Origin of the sequence: Aurantimonas sp. A2-1-M11, from assembly GCF_036549475.1 — a bacterium.
Taxonomy (GTDB): Bacteria; Pseudomonadota; Alphaproteobacteria; order Rhizobiales; family Rhizobiaceae; genus Aurantimonas.
The window spans coordinates 27,908-47,300 of sequence record NZ_JAZHLI010000015.1; the positions used below are offsets into that span (position 1 = coordinate 27,908).

Sequence of the window (19,393 nt, forward strand, 5' to 3'; positions counted from 1 at the left end):
TGCAACCCATCCATCCGTGGGAGTGTTGGCTGGATAGCCGCTTCGAGGTCGTGCTCGGCTTGCCGTGTTCGGCCTTGGCTTTCAGTTGCGCAGATATTTCGCTGTGGCGCCCGTTTGTCTTCGCACTTGCGAAACCTCCCGCGCGACCGCGATCTTGAGTGCCGGCCTCAAGCGGGATAAGCCCGGCGTTCTTTGAAGGAGGAGCGTTCCTTGGCCATTCGCAAGATTCTCGTCGCCAATCGATCCGAAATCGCCATTCGCGTGTTTCGCGCCGCGAACGAGCTGGGGATCCGGACCGTGGCGATCTGGGCCGAGGAAGACAAGCTGGCGCTGCACCGCTTCAAGGCGGACGAGAGCTATCAGGTCGGGCGCGGCCCGCACCTGTCCAAGGATCTGGGGCCGATCGAGAGCTACCTGGCCATCGACGAGGTGATCCGCGTCGCCCGGCTGTCCGGCGCTGACGCCATCCATCCGGGCTACGGCCTCCTGTCGGAAAGCCCGGAATTCGTCGACGCCTGCGTCGAGGCGGGCATCACCTTCATCGGTCCCAGCGCCGACACCATGCGCCGGCTCGGCAACAAGGTGGCGGCGCGCAACCTGGCACTCGAGGTCGGCGTGCCGGTGGTGCCGGCGACCGAGCCGCTGCCCGACGACATGGACGAGGTCCGGCGGATGGCGGCTAAGGTCGGCTATCCGGTCATGCTCAAGGCGTCCTGGGGCGGCGGCGGCCGCGGCATGCGCGCCATCCGCGACGAGAAGGACCTCGAGCGCGAGGTTATCGAGGGCAAGCGCGAGGCCCGCGCCGCCTTCGGCAAGGACGAAGTCTATCTCGAGAAGCTGATCGAGCGCGCCCGGCATGTCGAGGTGCAGATCCTGGGCGACACCCATGGCAATGTCGTCGACCTGTTCGAGCGCGACTGCTCGATCCAGCGCCGCAACCAGAAGGTCGTCGAGCGCGCCCCCGCGCCGTATCTGAACGACGCCCAGCGCGCCGAGATCGCCGGCTATGCCCGCCAGCTCGCCGATGCCACCGACTATGTCGGCGCCGGCACCGTCGAGTTCCTCATGGACGCCGACAGCGACCAGTTCTACTTCATCGAGGTCAATCCTCGCATCCAGGTCGAGCATACGGTGACCGAGGAAGTCACCGGCATCGACATCGTCAAGGCGCAGATCCACATCCTCGACGGCCATGCCATCGGCACGCCGGAATCGGGCGTGCCGCAGCAGTCGGACATCCGGCTCAACGGCCATGCCATGCAGTGCCGGATCACCACCGAGGACCCCGAGCAGAACTTCATCCCGGATTATGGCCGCATCACCGCCTATCGCGGCGCGACCGGCTTCGGCATCCGGCTCGACGGTGGCACCGCCTATTCCGGCGCGGTCATCACCCGCTTCTACGATCCGCTGCTGGAGAAGGTGACCGCCTGGGCGCCGACCCCGGAGGAAGTGATCGCGCGGATGGACCGGGCGCTGCGCGAATTCCGCATCCGCGGCGTCGCCACCAATCTGACCTTCCTCGAGGCGATCATCTCGCACCCGAGGTTCCGGGACAATTCCTACACCACCAAGTTCATCGACGAGACGCCGGCCCTGTTCGACCAGGTCAAGCGCCGCGACCGCGCGACCAAGCTTCTGACCTATCTCGCCGACGTCACGGTCAACGGCCATCCCGAGACCAAGAACCGCCCGCGGCCCTCGGCCGAGCACGCATTGCCGATCCCGCCGCTGTTCAAGGCGCCGATCGTCGACGGCTCGCGCCATAAGCTCGACGAACTCGGGCCGCGCGGCTTTGCCGAATGGATGCGGGCGCAGCCGCAGGTGCTGTTCACCGACACCACCATGCGCGACGGCCACCAGTCGCTGCTGGCGACGCGCATGCGCACCCACGACATCGTCGCAGTCGCGGACGCCTATGCCCGCGGCCTGCCGCAACTGCTCAGCCTCGAATGCTGGGGCGGCGCGACCTTCGACGTCGCCATGCGCTTCCTGACCGAGGACCCGTGGGAACGCCTGGCGCTGGTGCGCGAACGCGCGCCCAACATCCTGTTGCAGATGCTGCTGCGCGGCTCCAACGGCGTCGGCTACACCAACTATCCCGACAATGTCGTCAAGCGCTTCGTCGCCGAGGCGGCGCGCGGCGGCGTCGACCTGTTCCGGGTCTTCGACTGCCTGAACTGGGTCGAGAACATGCGCGTCTCCATGGACGCCGTGTGCGAGGCGGACAAATTGTGCGAGGGCGCGATCTGCTACACCGGCGATCTGTTCGACCCGGACCGCGCTAAATACGACCTCAAATATTACGTCGCGCTCGCCAAGGAGATGGAGGCCGCCGGCGCCCACATCCTGGGCGTCAAGGACATGGCCGGGCTGTTGAAGCCGGCGGCTGCGCGCGTCCTGTTCAAGACGCTGAAGGAGGAGGTCGGCCTGCCGATCCATTTCCACACCCACGACACGTCGGGCATTTCGGCGGCAACCGTGCTGGCGGCGATCGATTCCGGCGTCGATGCGGTCGACGCGGCCATGGACGCCTTCTCCGGCAACACGGCGCAGCCGTGCCTGGGCTCCATCGTCGAGGCGCTGAAGGGCACCGAGCGCGATTCCGGCCTGTCGGCCGAGTCGATCCGCCGGATCTCCTTCTACTGGGAGGCGGTGCGCAACCAGTATGCCGCCTTCGAAAGCGACCTGAAGGGGCCGGCCTCCGAGGTCTATCTGCACGAAATGCCAGGCGGCCAGTTCACCAATCTGAAGGAACAGGCCCGCTCCCTGGGCCTTGAGACCCGCTGGCACCAGGTCGCGCAGACCTATGCCGACGTCAACCGGATGTTCGGCGACATCGTCAAGGTCACGCCGTCCTCCAAGGTGGTCGGCGACATGGCGCTGATGATGGTGTCGCAGGACCTCACCGTCGCCGACGTGATGGACCCGAAGAAGGATCTCGCCTTCCCGGAATCCGTCGTCTCGATGATGCATGGTGATCTCGGCCAGCCGCCGCAGGGCTGGCCCGCCGACATCCAGAAGAAGGTGCTGAAGGGCGAGGCGCCGATCACCGTGCGTCCGGGCTCGCTGCTCGCCGAGGCCGATCTCGCCGCCGAACAGGCCAAGCTGGAAGAGAAGCTGGAGCGCGAGGCCGGCGACCAGGAATTCGCCTCCTATCTGATGTATCCGAAGGTCTTCACCGACTTCGCCGCGGCGCAGGAGCTCTACGGTCCGGTCTCGATGCTGCCGACGCCGTCCTATTTCTACGGCATCGCCCAGGATGAGGAGGTGCTGGTCGATCTCGAGCGCGGCAAGACCCTCGTCATCCGTTGCCTCGGCTTCGGCGAGACCGACGAGAAGGGCATGCGCACGGTGTTCTTCGAGCTCAACGGCCAGCCACGGCGCATCAAGGTGCCGGACCGGGCCCATGGCGCCGCCGGCGGCGCGGTCCGGCCAAAGGCCGATCCCGGCAATGCCAACCATGTCGGCGCGCCGATGCCGGGCGTCGTCTCGACGCTGGCGATCGCGGCCGGACAGACCGTGCAGAGCGGCGACGTGCTGCTGTCGATCGAGGCGATGAAGATGGAGACCGCCATCCACGCCGAGCGCGACGGCACCATCGAGGCGGTGCATGTCACTGCCGGTGCACAGATCGACGCCAAGGATCTGCTGATCGTCTTCTCGGCCGAGTAAGCCCGGGGAGACCTTCCCGCGAATCCTCGATGCCGCCGGGACACCACCCGGCGGCATCGTGCTGTTCAGGGCAGGAACGATCGAATACCGATTGACATCATGCGGCAAGATCGTGCACGAACGTGCATAATCATGCATCAAGGTTTCGGTAACGGACGATGTCGACCTCACTTCTCACCCGGCAGCGCCAGGAAGCCATCGGCGCGCGCCTGGCCAGCGACGGTCGGGTGATCGCGGCAGCCATGGCGCGGGAATTCGCGGTGTCCGAGGACACGATCCGCCGCGACCTGCGCGACATGGCGGCGGCCGGCCTCTGCGAACGCGTCTATGGGGGCGCGCTGCCGGTCGCGCCGAGCGGGGGCCCGATCGCCGAGCGGCAGGAACAGGCGAGCGCGGTAAAGACCGAACTCGCCCGGGTCGCGGCCGGCCTGTTGCCGCACGACGCCACGATCTTCATCGATGCCGGTTCGTCGAACATCGCGCTTGCGCGGCAATTGCCCGAAAATGCCCGCGGGACCATCGTCACCAATTCGCCCGCCGTGGCCCTGGCCGTGCCTGCCGGGGGCGGGCTGCGCGTCGTCCTGGTCGGCGGCCAGTTCGATTCCCATGCGGGCGCCTGCCTCGGGGCGAAGGCGGTGAGTGACGCCGAGCGTCTCTGCCCCGATCTAGTGGTGCTGGGTGCCTGCGGTGCCGACCCGGTCGAGGGCATCACCGCCTTCAGCCAGGAGGAAGCCGAGTTCAAGCGGCGCATGGCCAATACCGGACGATCGGTCATGGTGATCGCCACCGGCGACAAGCTGGGCACCGTCGCGCCGTTCCGGGTCATCGCCGCGTCGCAGGTGACCCGCCTGGTGACGCAGTCGGATTGCGACCCGGCAATCCTTGCGGCTTTCGCAGAGGGCGGGACCGAGATCGTCCGCGTTTCCACCCCCTGACCGCATTGCCCGTTCGCTACACTTTTTGCGCCGAACCTTTCTGGAGCCTCGAATGACCGCCTCCGCAGCGCATATATCGGCAGCCTCGCCGCGACCGCGCGCCTTTCCGCCGACCCGCATCGCGGTGGCGCTGGCCTTCTTCGTCAATGGCCTGGTCCTCGGCTCCTGGACGCCTCAGGTGCCGCTGCTGGCCGCGCGCCTGGGGATCGGGGAAGCCACCCTTGGCCTGTTCATCCTGGCGCTGGGGCTGGGCGCGATCTCGGCGATGCCGGTGATCGGCGGTGTCCTGGCGAGCAGCGGGTCGCGGCGCCCCGTCCTGATCACGCAGGCGCTGCTGGCAATTGCCCTGCCGCTGGTGGTGGTGGTGGCGCCTTCGGCGGTCTTCGTCGCGATCGCGATCTTTTTTTTCGGCGCCACGATGGGCGGCATGGATGTCGCCATGAATGCCAATGCCGTGGCGGTGGAGCGCCGCCTCGGCCGCGCGATCATGTCGTCCTGCCACGGCTTCTGGTCCGTCGGCGGCTTCGTAGGGGCCGGTATCGGCGGAACGCTGATCGAAGCGATCGGGGCGCTGCCCCATGCGCTGGCTATCGGCGCGGTCACGCTCGCCCTGATCTGGCCGGTATACAGGACGATGTTCGACGACCGGCAGGTGTCGGCCGGCGCCGGCGAGGAGAGTGGGGATGGCGGATGGACCGCCATCAAGGCCGCCGCGCGCCGCAACCGGCCGGCGCTGCTCAAGGGGCTGGCCATCGGCATCCTGGCGCTGTTCGCCATGGTGCCGGAAGGCGCGGCGATCGACTGGAGCGCGATCTATCTGCGCCAGGATCTGGGCGCGGCGATCGCCAGCTCAGGCTTCGCCTTCGCGGCCTTCTCTGCGTCGATGGCCGTGTTCCGCTTTGCCGGCGACGGCATCCGCGACCGGCTCGGCGCGGTGCGCACCGTGCGCTTGTCGCTGATTGTGGGGATCGCGGGTCTGTGGGCGGTCGGCCTTGCGCCAAGCCTCGGCTGGGCAATTGCCGGCTTCGCGCTGCTCGGGGTCGGCCTGTCGAACATCGTGCCGGTGGCCTTCTCGGCGGCCGGAAACATTGCCGGGCTGCGGCCGGGCGTCGGCTTGGCGATGGCGACGAGCCTTGGCTATTCCGGCATCCTGATCGCGCCGTCGGCCATCGGCTTCATTGCCGAGCATGTCGGCTTCACGGCGGTATTTCTCGGCATGTCCGGGCTGCTTCTGGTCATCCTGGCCATGTCGGCGCTGCTGTCCGGTGCGGACGACCGCTCGGTGGATGTCATGCCCACGGTGAGCGATCCGGTTTCGCCGTAAGGCGGGCCGGCATCGGGGTCGCCAGGCGCCCCGATGCCTGTGCCGTCAGAGCTTGCCCAGAAGCAGCAGCACCAGGACGATGACCAGCAGGGCGCCGATCAGGCCGGAGGGGCCATAGCCCCAGCCGCCGGAATACCCCCATGTCGGCAGGGCGCCGATGAGGATCAGGATGAGGACGATCAGAAGGATTGTGCCGAGACTCATTGGCGTGTTCCCGATTGTTCATGATACTTGCGATCACAAACCTTTGAACCGGGAATCGGTTCCCGCTGCCGGCCTCGCCCCGTCCGCCTGTCAGGCCGGGCCGAACCCGCCGATCGCGACGAAGACGGCGATCAGCGTGAAGATGATCGCCAGGACCATGGTCGGCCGGTATCCCCATTGCCGCGAATAGGGCCATGTCGGCATCGCCGCGATCAGCAGCAGAAACACGATGACGACGATGATCGGTCCGTATCCGACGGGCATGGGCACTTCCTCGCGCTGTTCTCGCTCTCGCCATAGGGCACGCCTGCCCCCGGCATCAAGGCCGGATTGTCCGCAGGAACAGTGCACGCGCAGGATTCGAGGCCATCCAGTGCCCGTCATGACCGCGTCACGCGGGCCGGCTGAATTGACAAGCCGGCGCGAAGGCGCCACCTCGACATATGCCACCATCCATCCGAGGCTTGCCATGACCGTTCATTCGCCGATCGACCCGGCCGCCCCGATCGATGCCGATCCGGCTCCGCGCCGGTCCACCGTCGGGGTGGATGTGGGTGGCGTCATGGTCGGCGGCGAAGCGCCGGTGGTCGTCCAGTCCATGACGAACACCGACACGGCCGATATCGACGCGACCGTCGCCCAGGTGGCTGCGCTCGCCAAGGCCGGCTCGGAGATCGTGCGCATCACCGTGGACCGCGACGAATCGGCTGCGGCCGTTCCCAAGGTGCGCGAACGCCTCGACCGGCTCGGTGTCGACGTGCCGCTGGTCGGCGACTTCCATTATATCGGCCACAAGCTGCTCGCCGATCATCCGGCCTGCGCCGAAGCGCTGGCCAAATATCGCATTAACCCCGGCAATGTCGGCTTCAAGGACAAGAAGGACCGGCAGTTCGCCGCGATCGTCGAGACCGCGATCCGCTATCACAAGCCGGTGCGCATCGGCGTCAACTGGGGCTCCCTCGACCAGGAGCTGCTGACCCGGCTGATGGATGCCAACACCGCCCTGCCGCAGGCGCGCTCGGCCCGCGCCGTCACGCGCGAGGCGATCATTCAGTCGGCGTTGATGTCGGCGGAGCTCGCCGAGGAGATCGGCCTTGGCCGCGACCGCATCATCCTGTCGGCCAAGGTCAGCCAGGTCCAGGATCTCATCGCCGTCTATCGCGACCTGTCGCGCCGCACCAACCATGCGCTGCATCTGGGCCTGACCGAGGCCGGGATGGGCTCCAAGGGCATTGTCGCCTCGTCGGCGGCCATGGGCATCCTGCTGCAGGAGGGGATCGGCGACACGATTCGCGTCTCGCTGACGCCGGAGCCGAACGGCGACCGCACCCGCGAGGTGCAGGTGGCTCAGGAACTCCTGCAGACGATGGGCTTTCGCCAGTTCCTGCCGGTGGTCGCCGCCTGTCCGGGCTGCGGTCGCACGACATCGACCGTGTTCCAGGAGCTGGCCGAGAAGATCCAGTCGGACATCCGCCTGAACATGCCGGTCTGGCGCGAAAAGTACCCGGGCGTCGAGGCGCTGAACGTCGCGGTGATGGGCTGCATCGTCAACGGCCCTGGCGAATCCAAGCATGCCGATATCGGCATCTCGCTGCCCGGGACGGGCGAGACACCCGCCGCACCGGTCTTCGTCGACGGCAAGAAGAGCGTGACCCTGCGCGGGCCGAACATCGCCGCCGAATTCCAGGCGATGGTCGCCGACTATATCGAACGGCGCTTCGGGTCCCGCCAGGCCGCGGAGTAGCATCGTCGGCCATCCTGTGCATGCCTACCGTTCATGGGGGATCTGCCGATGACCGCTGCACCGCCCAACCGCCTCCGAAACGCTCGCCTCGGCGCCGCCGTGCTGGTGGCGCTGGTCGTTTGGTGGCCGGGGATGGCTGCCGCCGAAGGCTCGATTACCCTGCCAGCGTTGGCCTTTCCACCAAGCCCGCCGGCCTTTGCCGAACCGATCGATCCGTCGGTCCCTGCGCCGGACACGCCGCTCACCGCGGGCGGCATCTGCCAGCTGATTGCCCGCAACGCGGCCGCGGTCGGCATGTCACCGGACTTCTTCGCCAGACTGATCTGGAAGGAAAGCCGCTTCGATGCCGGCGCGGTCTCGCCGGTCGGCGCGCGGGGGATCGCCCAGTTCATGCCCTATACGGCCGACGAACGCGGCCTCGACGATCCCAATGATCCGCGCCAGGCCCTGCATCACTCGGCGATGTATCTCGCCGATCTGCGCGCCGAACTCGGCAATTGGGGCCTTGCGGCGGCCGCCTATAATGGCGGGATCAACCGGGTGAAGCGCTGGCTCGCCAGCGGCGGCTCGCTGCCCTTCGAGACCGAGGAATACGTCAACGCCATCACCTTCCGGCCGGCCGACTGGTTCCGCGAGGAGGGGCGCGAACTGGAGGAGCGGCCGCTCGACGCCGAGCGCGACTTCGACGAGAGCTGTGCCCGGCTGCCGATCATGAAGACCCGTGCCGTCTTTGCCGCCTTCGATGACGTCGTTGAGAGCGCGCCGATGCGGCCATGGGGCGTGCAGGTCGCCGGCCATGCGAAGCAGGCCGTCGCCATGAAGATGTTCCGCCGGGTCCAGTCGAGCTTCGGGGCCATCCTGAAGGGGAGGGACCCGCTCGTCATCCGGGGACGCAATGCTGCTCGCCAGCGCATCTATGCGGTCCGCATCGGGGCCGACACCCGCGGCGAGGCCAACGCGCTGTGCGGCCGGCTGCGCGGCGCCGGAGGCTCCTGCGTCGTCCTGAAGAACTGACGCTTTCGCGCTTACCGGTTGCGGATCAGCGGGACCCGGCTCGGCCAGCCCGCGGTTTCCTTCTCGCGCGCGAAGGTGAACAGGCCGGAACCTGCCACCAGGACCATGCCGGCAATGGCGATGAGGTCGGGGAATTCGGAAAAGAAGCTCGCCCCGATGATCGTCGCCCAGACGATCTGGCTGTATTGCGTCGGGGCGACGCGGGCCGCCGGAGCGAGGCGGGTGGCGAAGACGATGAGCAGATGGCCCATGCCGGCGCAGACGCCGGCAAGGATCAAGATAGGCCACAGATCGTTGGCCGGGATCTCGAAATCCGGCACCATCAGGATGCCGTTGACGACGATCGCGGCGACCAGCACCGCCCCGATCAGCGTGATCCGGCGCTCGGACGGCCCAAGGACGCGCAGCACGATTACCGTGATCGCGCCGCAGATGGCCACGCCGATGGCGGCGAAATGGCCGGGCAGGATCTCGCGGAAGCCGGGCCGCACCACCAGCAGCACGCCGACGAGGCCGCCGAGGACGGCCAGCCAGCGCCGCCAGCCGATGGGCTCCTTCAGAACCACGAAGGAGAAGACCGTCACGAAGATCGGTAGAAGGAAGATCAGGGCGTAGGCTTCGGCCAGCGGCAGGCTGGTGAAGGCGATCACGCCGAGGATGCCGCCCAGCGTGCCGCTCGCCATGCGCAGCGCGAGGAGGCCGGGGCGCGTGGGCACGAAGACATTGCCCCAATTGTCTTCGGGCCGCTTGGTGAACAGGGCCGGAAGCAGGGCGAAGACCGAGACGAAGAACCCGATCTCGAAGATCGGCAGCCGGTCGCCGATCGCCTTGAGGGAGGCGTCGCCGCAGGCGAAGGCGAAATAGGACGCGAAGGCGAGAAGGATGCCGGCCTGCATGGGGACGCATTCGTGTAAGCGGCGGGAGCCCCGTCGCTAGGCCAAGGCCCGAGCGCAATGCAAATGAATTTTAGTGCCCACGACGGGTTTCTCGCCAGGCCGCGCGAAGCAGACCCCCAGACGCGAAAAAAGGCAGCGAGGGGGAGCTGCCTTTTTCCGTCTGCTGCTTTGCGATCGAGGGGGATGATCGCTTGGGGGTGCTTGAAGAATGCGGGTCTGGCGAAAGCGTTCCAAAAAAAGTTTATGGCATGTCGATTTTTTTCCCGCGACCTCGGACGCAACGTCCAAGTGGCTTCCCAGCCTTGCGAATCGGCCCAGAACCTTTTCCAACCGATATAACTTCCCACATGAGCGGGACGAATGACCGACCATCGCCCCGCCCGAGAGAGCATCCGTTTCGACGGGTCCAATGTCACCGCCGTCCTCGGGCCGACCAATACCGGCAAGACGTATCTCGCCATCGAGCGGATGGTCGCCCATTCCTCGGGGACGATCGGCCTGCCGCTGCGCCTTTTGGCGCGTGAGGTGTATCAGAAGGTCTGCGACCGGGTCGGCGTCGGGGCTGTCGCGCTGATCACCGGCGAGGAGAAGATCAAGCCGCCCAATGCGCGCTATTCGGTCTGCACCGTGGAGGCGATGCCGCGCACGCCGAACACCGCTTTCGTGGCCATCGACGAGGTGCAGCTCGCCAGCGATCTGGAGCGCGGCCATGTCTTCACCGACCGCATCCTGCATGCCCGCGGCCGCGAAGAGACGCTGCTGCTCGGGTCCTCCACCATGCAGGGCGTGCTGCAGCGGCTGCTGAGCGGCTCCCATGCGACCACGCGGCCACGACTGTCCAACCTGCTCTATGCCGGCTCCAAGAAGATCACCCGGCTGCCGCGCCGCTCCGCCATCGTCGCCTTCTCGGCGGACGAGGTCTACGCCATTGCCGAGCTGATAAGGCGCCAGCGGGGCGGGGCGGCCGTCGTGCTCGGCGCTCTGTCGCCGCGGACCCGAAACGCCCAGGTCGAGCTTTACCAGTCCGGCGACGTCGATTTCCTCGTGGCCACCGACGCCATCGGCATGGGGCTCAATCTCGACGTCGATCATGTCGCCTTTGCGCAGGACTGGAAATTCGACGGCTTCCAGTATCGCCAGCTGACGCCCGCCGAATTCGGCCAGATCGCCGGGCGCGCGGGGCGACATCTGCGCGACGGCACCTTCGGCGTGACCGGCAAGGTCGATCCCCTGGCGCCGGAGATGGTCGAGGCGCTGGAATCGCATTCCTTCGCATCGGTGAAGGTCCTGCAATGGCGTTCGCGTGACTTCGATTTCGCCTCGATCGACGCCCTGAAGGCCAGTCTGGAGGCGCCGCCGCCGAGCGAGGCGTTGGCCCGCTCGCTGCCCGCCGTCGACCAGCGGGCGCTGGAATTTCTGTCGCGCGACCCGGCGGTGAAGGATCGCGCTACCAGCCCGGCCGCGGTCGAACTGCTCTGGGAAGCCTGCAAGCTGCCGGACTATCGGCGCATCGCGCCGGCCCAGCATGCCGAGATCATTGCCACGATCTACGCCGATCTGGTGTCCGACGGTCATGTCGCGGAAGACTATCTGGCGAGCCAGGTGCGCCGCGCCGATCGCACCGAGGGCGACATCGATACGCTGTCCCAGCGGATCGCGGAGATCCGCACATGGACCTACATGTCGCACCGTCCGGACTGGCTGGCCGATCCGACACACTGGCAGGAAAAGACTCGCGAGATCGAGGACCGTCTTTCCGACGCTCTTCACGACAGGTTGACGAAACGCTTCGTAGACCGCAGGACAAGCGTCTTGATGAGGCGGCTGAGAGAGAACGCGTTCATGGAAGCTGAGATCGGCGGCGACGGCACGGTTGTGGTCGAGGGCCACCCGGTAGGCGAGCTGCAGGGGTTCAGGTTCACCCCCGACGGCAAGGCCGACGGGCCGGATGGCCGCGCAGTGCGGGCTGCTGCCCAGAAGGCACTGGCCGGCGAGTTCGAAAAGCGCGCCGAACGGTTCGCCAATTCGCCCAATGGCGACATTGCGCTGGGCTCGGACGGGCTGGTGCGCTGGCTCGGTGCGCCCGTGGCCATGCTGACGACCGGCGACGACCCGCTGAAGCCGAAGACGGTGCTGCTGGCCGACGAGCAGCTCACCGGCTCGGCGCGCGACAAGGTCGTGGCGCGGGCCGAGCGTTCGGTGACCTACCAGATCACCACCGTCCTCAAGCCGCTGCTCGATCTGCAGGCGGCCGATGGCCTGGAAGGCGTCGCCAAGGGCCTCGCCTACCGGCTCTACGAGAATTACGGCCTGATCCAGCGACGCGAGATCTCGGAGGACGTGCGCTCGCTCGACCAGGAATCGCGCGCAGCCCTTCGTCGCTGCGGCGTGCGCTTCGGCGCCTACCACATCTTCGTCCCGGCGCTGATCAAGCCGGCGCCTGCTGCGCTGCTGACGCTGCTGTGGGCGATCCACAATGACGGCCGCGACAAGCCGGGCTACGGCGAGGTCACGCATCTGCTGGCGACCGGCCGCACCTCGGCCGTCGCCGATGCCTCCTTCGATCCGGTGTTCTGGGGTCTGGCCGGCTATCGGCTCCTCGGCCGCCGGGCCGTGCGCGTCGACATCCTCGAGCGCCTGGCGGACCTGATCCGTCCCGCACTCGGCTGGAAACCGGGCACCGGCAAGCGGCCGGAAGGCGCCTATGACGGCTCACAGTTCCTGGTCACACCGGGGATGATGTCGATCCTCGGTGCGACATCGGAAGACATGGAAGAGGTCCTGAAGGGTCTCGGCTATCGCGCCGAGCCGGTGGAGCAGACCAAGGTCGAGGCCGAGCTGGCCCGTCTGGACGACGCATCCCGGGCGGCCGAAGAGGCTGCGCGCGTCGAAGCGGCGAAGAAGGCTGCGGAGGCAGCCGCCACTGCCGATGCGCCGCAGCCGGCGCCGGACGCCGCCGGCGACGATGTCGCCACCACGGCCCCCGAGACGACACAGAACGAGGTCGGGGCAACCGCGGACGAAACGCCGACGGTTTCACAGGATTCGGGTCCGGTTGACGCGGTTGCCGATCCGGCCGCTCCGTCAGACGCAGCCGAGGCTCCTTCAAGTCTCGCCGAAGCCATTCCCGAGGCAACGGACACCGGCGGGCTGGCCGAGGTCGGCAAGGCCGCCGCGGCGGCTCTCGGCGAGGCAACCGACGGCGAGGCGGCTGCAACGCCGGCCGAGGCAACTGATACGCCGGCAGCCGATGCCCCGGTGGCAGACGTGGCCGATGCGGCCCAGGGCGGTGCAATGAAGGTTGAGGCTGCCGAAGCCGAGGCCCCGAAGCTGGTCCAGGTCTGGCGCGCGCAGCGCGGCGCCGGTCGTGGCGGGGCCCGCCATGCCCAGGGTCAGCGGGGCCGCGGCCGTGCTCAGCAGGGTGCCGGCGAGGGCGAGGAGCGCGCGCCGCGCTTCGCCAAGGGCGGCCAGCGCGGCAAGAGCCGCGATGGCGGCGATCGTGCGGACAACGCGGACTTCAAGGGCCGGGGCGAGCGGCCAGAGCGGGGCCGTCGCGTCGACAAGCCTCAGGGCGGCAACGCGGTTGCGCAGCCGGCACGGCCCCAGCGCATCGACCCCGATTCCCCCTTCGCGAAACTGGCAGCCCTGAAGGACAAGCTTGGCAAATAAGCGCATACTGGAGCCGATGGCTCCGGCAGCGCCCGCGGGACAGCGCGTCGACAAATGGCTGTTCTTCGCGCGGGTCGTGAAGTCCCGAAGCCTGGCCCAGAAGCTGGTCCAGTCGGGCGGCGTGCGCATCAACGGGGACAAGACTGAGAATGCCGCCCGGGCCGTGCGGCCAGGCGATACGCTGACCATCACGCGCAGGGACGATGTCCTCGTGCTGAAAATCGTCGACCCGGGCGAACGGCGTGGACCGGCTACCGAAGCGGCCACCCTCTACGAGGACCTGTCACCGTCGCGCGAAGCGGTGGCGGAACAGAGGGAAGCTGCCAAGGGCAAGCCGGCGCCGGGCTACCAGCCCTCGGCGCGGCCGCCGACCAAGAAGGAGCGGCGGGCGCATGATCGCCTGCGCTGGGACGGCGCCTGATCAGGCGGCATCCGGATTGACCTGAACCGGCGAGCGCTCAGTCTCCCTGGCCGGGCTCGGCTGAAAAGTACTTCTCGAACTTGCCTTCTTCGCCGTCGAACGTCTCCGCATCGGAGGGCGCATCACGCTTGATCGTGATGTTCGGCCATTTCTCGGCATATTCGGTGTTGATCTTCAGCCATTTGTCGAGATTGGGCTCGGTGTCCGGCTTGATCGCCTCGGCCGGGCATTCGGGCTCGCACACGCCGCAGTCGATGCACTCGTCCGGATGGATGACGAGCATGTTGTCGCCTTCGTAGAAGCAGTCGACCGGACAGACCTCGACGCAGTCCATGTACTTGCAGCGAATGCAATTGTCGGTCACCAGATACGTCATGGCTGATCCTCGGCATGTTCGGGCCCTGTGCGAAGGCCCCGTCATTCGTGCGAGCCTCGACGCCGGTAGCCGGCCTGTCTCGCGTGTGTCGTGGCGGACGTAGCCCCTCTCTCGAAGACAGACAAGAGCAAAGCATGTCGTGCCACCGCACCGATGCGGGAATGGTTTTCCATGGAAGTGTCGAGGTTTCTGCACGGCGAGCCGTCGGCGGCGTGCGCCCTGTGGCCCCTTTTGACGCCGCGAGGTCAGGGCAGCCTCTCGGCCAGGACGCTCATGCCCCGCAAGCGGCTCCGGCGCGAAGGACGATCCCGCCAGCCTGCGAGATACGCAAAAATTCGCCTCGCCCTGTGGCGATGCGGGGCGCTATGTCACAAGGTGAGGATGGAATGAAGACCGAGGACGATCACATGGCCGAGCGCCCGATCCTGGTGAGCGACGACAGTCTCGACGAGACCGACGCCAACGGCGCGCGTCAGCGGTCGCAGCGCATGGGGCCGCTGGCGAGCCTGCCGGTATTCTTCGACCTGGCAGCCAAGCGGGTGGTCATGGCCGGCGGTGGGCCCGGCGCGGCCTGGAAGGCCGAGCTCCTGGCCTCCGCAGGCGCCCATGTGGATCTCTACGTGCCGGCCGAGGAAATCGATGCCGAGATGGCAGAGCTTCTCGCCGTGCCACCGGACTCCGGCGTCGTCGTCCATCACGATCGCCCGTGGGCGACGGATGTCTTCGCCGGGGCGGCGATCGCCGTGGGCGACACCGAGAGTCTCGCCGAGGGCCAGGCCTTCGCCTGTGCCGCCCGCGCGGCCGGCGTGCCGGTGAACGTCGTCGACAAGCCGGCCTTTTGCGACTTCCGCTTCGGCACGATCGTCAATCGTTCGCCTGTCGTCATCGGCATTTCCACCGACGGCGCCGCGCCGATTCTCGGCCAGGCCATCCGCCGCCGCATCGAGACGCTGCTGCCGCCGGCCCTCAGCCATTGGGCGGAGCTTGCGGTCAAAGTTCGCGGAGCGGTGATGGAGCGGTTGGCGCCAGGGCCCCTGCGCCGCGCCTTCTGGGAGCGCTTCGCCGACAGCGCCTTCACCACCCGCCCCCCCGACGCCGTTGCCGAGGCGGCGGCCGGCGGCTTCATCGACGACCTTGTCCGCTCGCCCCAGGCCGGTGGCCGGGTGACGCTGGTCGGGGCCGGGCCCGGCGAGGCCGAGCTTCTGACCCTGAAGGCGGTTCGCGCGCTGCAGGCCGCCGACGTGATCCTGTTCGACGACCTCGTCTCGGACCAGATCCTGGAACTGGCGCGCCGCGAGGCGCGGCGCATGCTGGTCGGCAAGCGCGCTACCCGCGACAGCTGCCGCCAGGAGGACATCAACGCGATGATGGTCAGCTTCGCCAAGGCGGGCAAGCACGTGGTGCGGCTGAAATCCGGCGACGTGTCGGTGTTCGGGCGTGCCGGCGAGGAGCTCGACGAACTGGCCCGCGAGAACATTCCGGTCGCCATCGTCCCGGGCATCACGGCGGCCTCGGCGCTGGCGGCGAGCTTCGGCGTCTCGCTGACCCATCGCGACCGGGCGCAGGAGTTGCGCTTCGTCACCGGCCATTCCAAGCGGGGAGGCCTGCCGGAGGATCTGGACTGGACTGCGCTGGCCAACGATCGCGCGACCACGGTGTTCTACATGGGCGGGCGGATGGCGGCGCGGATCGCCGAGCGGCTGATCCATCACGGCCTCCCGGCGACGACCCCGGTCGCCGTTGCCGCCAATCTGTCGCGCGACGACGAGACCCGCGCCGCCGGCACGCTGGCCGAACTTGGCGACATTGTCGCCAGGATCGGCGTCGACCGCCCGATCCTCATCGGAGTCGGCCGGGTCTTCACCGAACAGGCTCGCGCCGCGACATCCGATCCGTTTCCGGCCGAGACCGGGCAGACCGCGCTCGGCTGAGGCGGAACGCTGGCGTGTCCGGCTGGGGAGATGCAGGCCTCGTCAGACGTTGGGATCGATCCCAACCGTCGTGCGATCGAGGACTTCGCGCAGGGCGAAGGACGAATTGATCCGCACCACATGGGGAAACGACGACAGATAGGTCTTGTGAATGCGCTCGTAATCTTCGAGATCGCGGGCCGCGACGCGCAGCAGATAATCGTATACCCCGGACATCAGGAAGCAGACGAGGACGTTCGGGCAGCGTCGCGCGGCCGCCTCGAATTCGGAAAGCTGCCGCTCGGTCTGGCCAGAGAGGCCGATATTGACGATGACCGTGATCGTGTGGCCGAGCGTCCGGTTGGACAGCTTGGCGTGATAGCCGCGGATCGCGCCGCTGGCCTCCAGCCGGTCGAGCCGCCGCGAGCAGGCCGAGGCGGACAACCCGACCCGTTCGGCCAGCATCGCGTTCGACAGCCGGCCCTCCCGCTCCAGCGTGCGCATGATCTGTATGTCGAAGCGGTCGATCGTCTCCATGCGAGGAAGATTGCGCAGAGCTGGCGCCGAACGCAAGAATCCATCGACAATGGCGGAGAAACTGCTCGATAAGGCTGGGACTTTGCGCCGAGGCGGCGTTTCAATCCATCTGCCCACAGATGGAGGATACGATGCGCGTCGGCTGCCCGAAGGAAATCAAGAACAACGAATACCGCGTCGGCCTGACGCCGTCGGCGACACGCGAATATGTCGGGCACGGCCATGCGGTGATCATCGAGACCGGCGCCGGCGCCGGCATCGACGCCAGTGACGAGGACTACGAGGCTGCGGGTGCCACCATTGCCCCGGACGCGGCGGAAATCTTCCGCACGGCCGACATGGTGGTGAAGGTCAAGGAACCGCAGCCCGCCGAATGGGCGCAACTGCGCGACGGCCAGATCATCTACACCTATCTGCATCTCGCCCCGGATCCGAAGCAGACCGAGGGCCTGATCGCCTCCGGGGTGACGGCCGTAGCCTACGAGACGGTGACCGACGGCCGTGGAGGTCTGCCGTTGCTCGCCCCCATGTCGGAAGTCGCCGGCCGGCTGTCGATCCAGGCCGCGGCCCATGCGCTGGAAAAGGCCCATGGCGGCCGCGGCGTGCTGCTCGGCGGCGTGCCGGGCGTGGCCTGCGGCAAGGTGGTCATCATCGGCGGCGGCGTGGTCGGCAAGGAAGCCGCCAAGATGGCAATCGGCCTCGGCGCCGATGTGACCATTCTCGACCGGTCGATCGCCCGGCTGCGCGAACTCGACGATCTCTTCGCCGGCCGGGTCCAGACCCGCTATTCCACTCGCACCGCCATCGAGGAGGAGGTCTTTGCCGCCGACGCGGTCATCGGGGCCGTCCTCATTCCCGGCGCTTCGGCGCCGAAGCTGGTGAGGCGGGACATGCTGCCGGGCATGAAGAAGGGCGCTGTGCTGGTGGATGTCGCCATCGACCAGGGCGGCTGCTTTGAGACGTCCCACGCCACCACCCATGCCGACCCGACCTTCGAGATCGACGGCGTCGTGCATTATTGCGTCGCCAACATGCCGGGCGCCGTGCCGATTACCTCGGCGCACGCCCTCAACAACGCGACACTGCCCTTCGGACTGGCGCTGGCCGATTCCGGCCTGGTGGCGCTGTCGAACGATCCGCATCTGATGCACGGGCTGAACGTCCATCGCGGCCTGATCACCAACCGCGCCGTCGCCGACTCCCTCGGGCGCGAAATGGTCGACGCCCGCAAGGCGCTGGCTGCCTGACGCAGCACGAAAAAGGGCGGCCGATCGATCCCGACCGCCGCCCCTTGCACATCATCCGGCACATAGGTGCCGACGTCGTCAGACCTCGACGATCAGGCCGTTCGCCACGAGCTTGGAAATATCCACCTCCCGCAGCTTCTGGGTGCGGCCGAGCTTGCCGCCATAGCCCTTCACTTCGGCCGCCGAAAGCGGCAGGACGAAGCGCTGGCTGACGATCCGCGGCGGTCCGTTGACCTGGGAGAATTCCGTCCATTGCAGACGTCCGGGGTAGGTTCCCTCGGGGAGAATGAGACCTTCGCCGAGATCGACCGCTTCGGTCACCTTGTAGGTTCGGTCTTCATGGGCTGCCCTGGCTGCCATCTGTGTCCTCGCTTCTTCAAAAGTCGCTCGGCCTGCAATGCAAGCCGAGCCGTGTTGTCAGGCGTCGCCAACGATTTCGGCGATACGTCCGGTGCCGTCGCATGCCAAACAGGGCTCGCCTTCAGCGGTCCCCGATCCGCAATACGGTCGGCAAAAATCTTCCGCAGTCTGCGGCCCGTCGTCATGGCCGTCGTTGCCGGGCTTCGCGGCAAGCTAGACTGGCATCGGCATACTCTGGAAATCGCCAATGCATGGGATCAGGCCAAAGGCCGAACCCGTCTTTCAAATATATATGTAGCGGCCGGCGGAAATTTCACTCTCGCGCGTTGGCCGAGATGGGGCTGTCTTCCTGGAATGTCACGCCCGTTGGCGGGAGCATATCACATTCCAGACCGAAGCGCTGCCGTGCCATGCGGCAATCCTCACCGCCGGGCAAGCACTCGCGACACACCTGCGGACGCAGGGCATAGATCGTGCAGGTCGTACCGGCCCCGACCGTGCCGGCCAGGGCCGCGCAGCGATCGTTCTCGCAACGCATGCCGCTGAGATTGCCGGCGACGAGCGCGGCGGGGATGCGATCGAGGTCTGCATCGCTTTCGATGGAGAAACGTGGCCAGTCAGCCGAATAGGCGCAGCAGGCGCCGCAGGCCTGACAGTCGAAGGCAGCATCGGACGGGATCATCGTCGCGCTTCTTGCAGCCTTCGGCAGGCCGGTCAATGCGGCGTGCGAGAACGAATTTTTAACGTTCGCACGAACTGGGTGACCGTTCGAACGGATTCATCCCCCTGGGGAAACCATATGGAAACGCCGCAACGGTAAGCTCGTGTCTCCACGAACGGATCGTGGTGGAGGCTGGTCTCGTGAAAAGCTCGACATGTACGCGGTTTCGCGCCGCCCAATCCGGCAATGTGGCGATCGTCTTCGGACTTACGCTGCCGATCCTTGCCTGCTGCATGGGCGCCGCGGTGGACATCTCCGGAATCTACGCGTCGAAGCGCAATCTCCAGCATTCGGTCGACATTGCGGCGCTCGCAGCCGGCCGAGAATATGCCAACAATCAGGAGAACGCGCATCTTTCGA

16 protein-coding genes are annotated in these 19,393 nt (G+C 67.2%); 9 read left to right on the forward strand and 7 right to left on the reverse strand.

Annotated elements, in window-relative coordinates:
* Positions 1 to 210 precede the first annotated feature (210 nt).
* The 3 genes from pyc to VQ042_RS09165 all read left to right on the forward strand — a co-directional run bounded on the left by pyc (position 211) and on the right by VQ042_RS09165 (position 5,934).
* Positions 211 to 3,675, forward strand: a complete 3,465-nt coding sequence (pyc, locus tag VQ042_RS09155; RefSeq protein WP_331818406.1) for a pyruvate carboxylase — start codon at positions 211 to 213, stop codon at positions 3,673 to 3,675.
* Between the two features lie 158 nt (positions 3,676 to 3,833).
* On the forward strand, positions 3,834 to 4,610 hold the full coding sequence (locus VQ042_RS09160) for a DeoR/GlpR family DNA-binding transcription regulator (RefSeq protein WP_331818407.1): 777 nt from the start codon (positions 3,834 to 3,836) through the stop codon (positions 4,608 to 4,610).
* A 52-nt stretch (positions 4,611 to 4,662) separates the two neighbouring features.
* Positions 4,663 to 5,934, forward strand: a complete 1,272-nt coding sequence (locus VQ042_RS09165) for an MFS transporter (protein WP_331818409.1) — start codon at positions 4,663 to 4,665, stop codon at positions 5,932 to 5,934.
* Positions 5,935 to 5,979: 45 nt separating this feature from the next.
* On the opposite strand, the gene VQ042_RS09170 is transcribed toward VQ042_RS09165, so the two are convergent.
* Positions 5,980 to 6,138: a DUF3309 family protein gene (locus VQ042_RS09170; RefSeq protein ID WP_331818411.1), complete on the reverse strand. Its 159-nt coding sequence runs from the start codon at positions 6,136 to 6,138 to the stop codon at positions 5,980 to 5,982.
* Positions 6,139 to 6,228: 90 nt separating this feature from the next.
* On the reverse strand, positions 6,229 to 6,402 hold the full coding sequence (locus VQ042_RS09175) for a DUF3309 family protein (RefSeq protein ID WP_331818413.1): 174 nt from the start codon (positions 6,400 to 6,402) through the stop codon (positions 6,229 to 6,231).
* A gap of 205 nt (positions 6,403 to 6,607) precedes the next feature.
* Here VQ042_RS09175 and ispG point away from each other — a divergent pair, with 205 nt between their 5' ends.
* On the forward strand, positions 6,608 to 7,882 hold the full coding sequence (ispG, locus tag VQ042_RS09180) for a flavodoxin-dependent (E)-4-hydroxy-3-methylbut-2-enyl-diphosphate synthase (protein WP_331818415.1): 1,275 nt from the start codon (positions 6,608 to 6,610) through the stop codon (positions 7,880 to 7,882).
* 48 nt (positions 7,883 to 7,930) lie between these two features.
* Positions 7,931 to 8,896 (forward strand): lytic transglycosylase domain-containing protein, encoded by a 966-nt coding sequence (locus VQ042_RS09185; RefSeq protein ID WP_331818417.1) that lies wholly within the window; start codon positions 7,931 to 7,933, stop codon positions 8,894 to 8,896.
* Positions 8,897 to 8,907: 11 nt separating this feature from the next.
* On the opposite strand, the gene VQ042_RS09190 is transcribed toward VQ042_RS09185, so the two are convergent.
* Positions 8,908 to 9,792 carry a DMT family transporter gene (locus VQ042_RS09190; RefSeq protein WP_331818419.1) on the reverse strand — a complete coding sequence of 295 codons (885 nt, stop codon included), beginning with the start codon at positions 9,790 to 9,792 and terminating at the stop codon, positions 8,908 to 8,910.
* Between the two features lie 360 nt (positions 9,793 to 10,152).
* On the opposite strand from VQ042_RS09190, the gene VQ042_RS09195 reads away from it, so the two are divergent.
* A complete protein-coding gene (locus VQ042_RS09195; RefSeq protein ID WP_331818421.1) occupies positions 10,153 to 13,461 on the forward strand; it encodes a helicase-related protein in 3,309 nt (1,102 codons plus the stop codon).
* Between the two features lie 16 nt (positions 13,462 to 13,477).
* A complete protein-coding gene (locus tag VQ042_RS09200) occupies positions 13,478 to 13,882 on the forward strand; it encodes an RNA-binding S4 domain-containing protein (RefSeq protein WP_331818503.1) in 405 nt (134 codons plus the stop codon).
* Positions 13,883 to 13,919: 37 nt separating this feature from the next.
* Here the strand turns inward: VQ042_RS09200 and fdxA are convergent, their stop codons facing one another.
* Entirely contained in the window at positions 13,920 to 14,258 is a 339-nt protein-coding gene (gene fdxA, locus VQ042_RS09205; RefSeq protein ID WP_331818423.1) for a ferredoxin FdxA, read from the reverse strand.
* 488 nt (positions 14,259 to 14,746) lie between these two features.
* Here fdxA and cysG point away from each other — a divergent pair, with 488 nt between their 5' ends.
* Positions 14,747 to 16,189, forward strand: coding sequence for a siroheme synthase CysG (cysG, locus tag VQ042_RS09210; protein WP_331818505.1), 1,443 nt, complete (start codon positions 14,747 to 14,749; stop codon positions 16,187 to 16,189).
* Positions 16,190 to 16,231: 42 nt separating this feature from the next.
* Here the strand turns inward: cysG and VQ042_RS09215 are convergent, their stop codons facing one another.
* The gene (locus VQ042_RS09215) at positions 16,232 to 16,705 is read right to left on the reverse strand and encodes an Lrp/AsnC family transcriptional regulator (RefSeq protein ID WP_331818425.1); all 474 of its coding nucleotides are present in this window, start codon (positions 16,703 to 16,705) and stop codon (positions 16,232 to 16,234) included.
* A 131-nt stretch (positions 16,706 to 16,836) separates the two neighbouring features.
* Between VQ042_RS09215 and ald the strand changes: the two genes are divergently transcribed.
* Entirely contained in the window at positions 16,837 to 17,952 is a 1,116-nt protein-coding gene (gene ald / locus VQ042_RS09220; RefSeq protein WP_331818427.1) for an alanine dehydrogenase, read from the forward strand.
* A 78-nt stretch (positions 17,953 to 18,030) separates the two neighbouring features.
* On the opposite strand, the gene VQ042_RS09225 is transcribed toward ald, so the two are convergent.
* On the reverse strand, positions 18,031 to 18,312 hold the full coding sequence (locus VQ042_RS09225) for a hypothetical protein (RefSeq protein WP_331818429.1): 282 nt from the start codon (positions 18,310 to 18,312) through the stop codon (positions 18,031 to 18,033).
* A gap of 313 nt (positions 18,313 to 18,625) precedes the next feature.
* A complete protein-coding gene (locus VQ042_RS09230) occupies positions 18,626 to 18,994 on the reverse strand; it encodes a YkgJ family cysteine cluster protein (RefSeq protein ID WP_331818431.1) in 369 nt (122 codons plus the stop codon).
* Positions 18,995 to 19,393 lie beyond the last annotated feature (399 nt).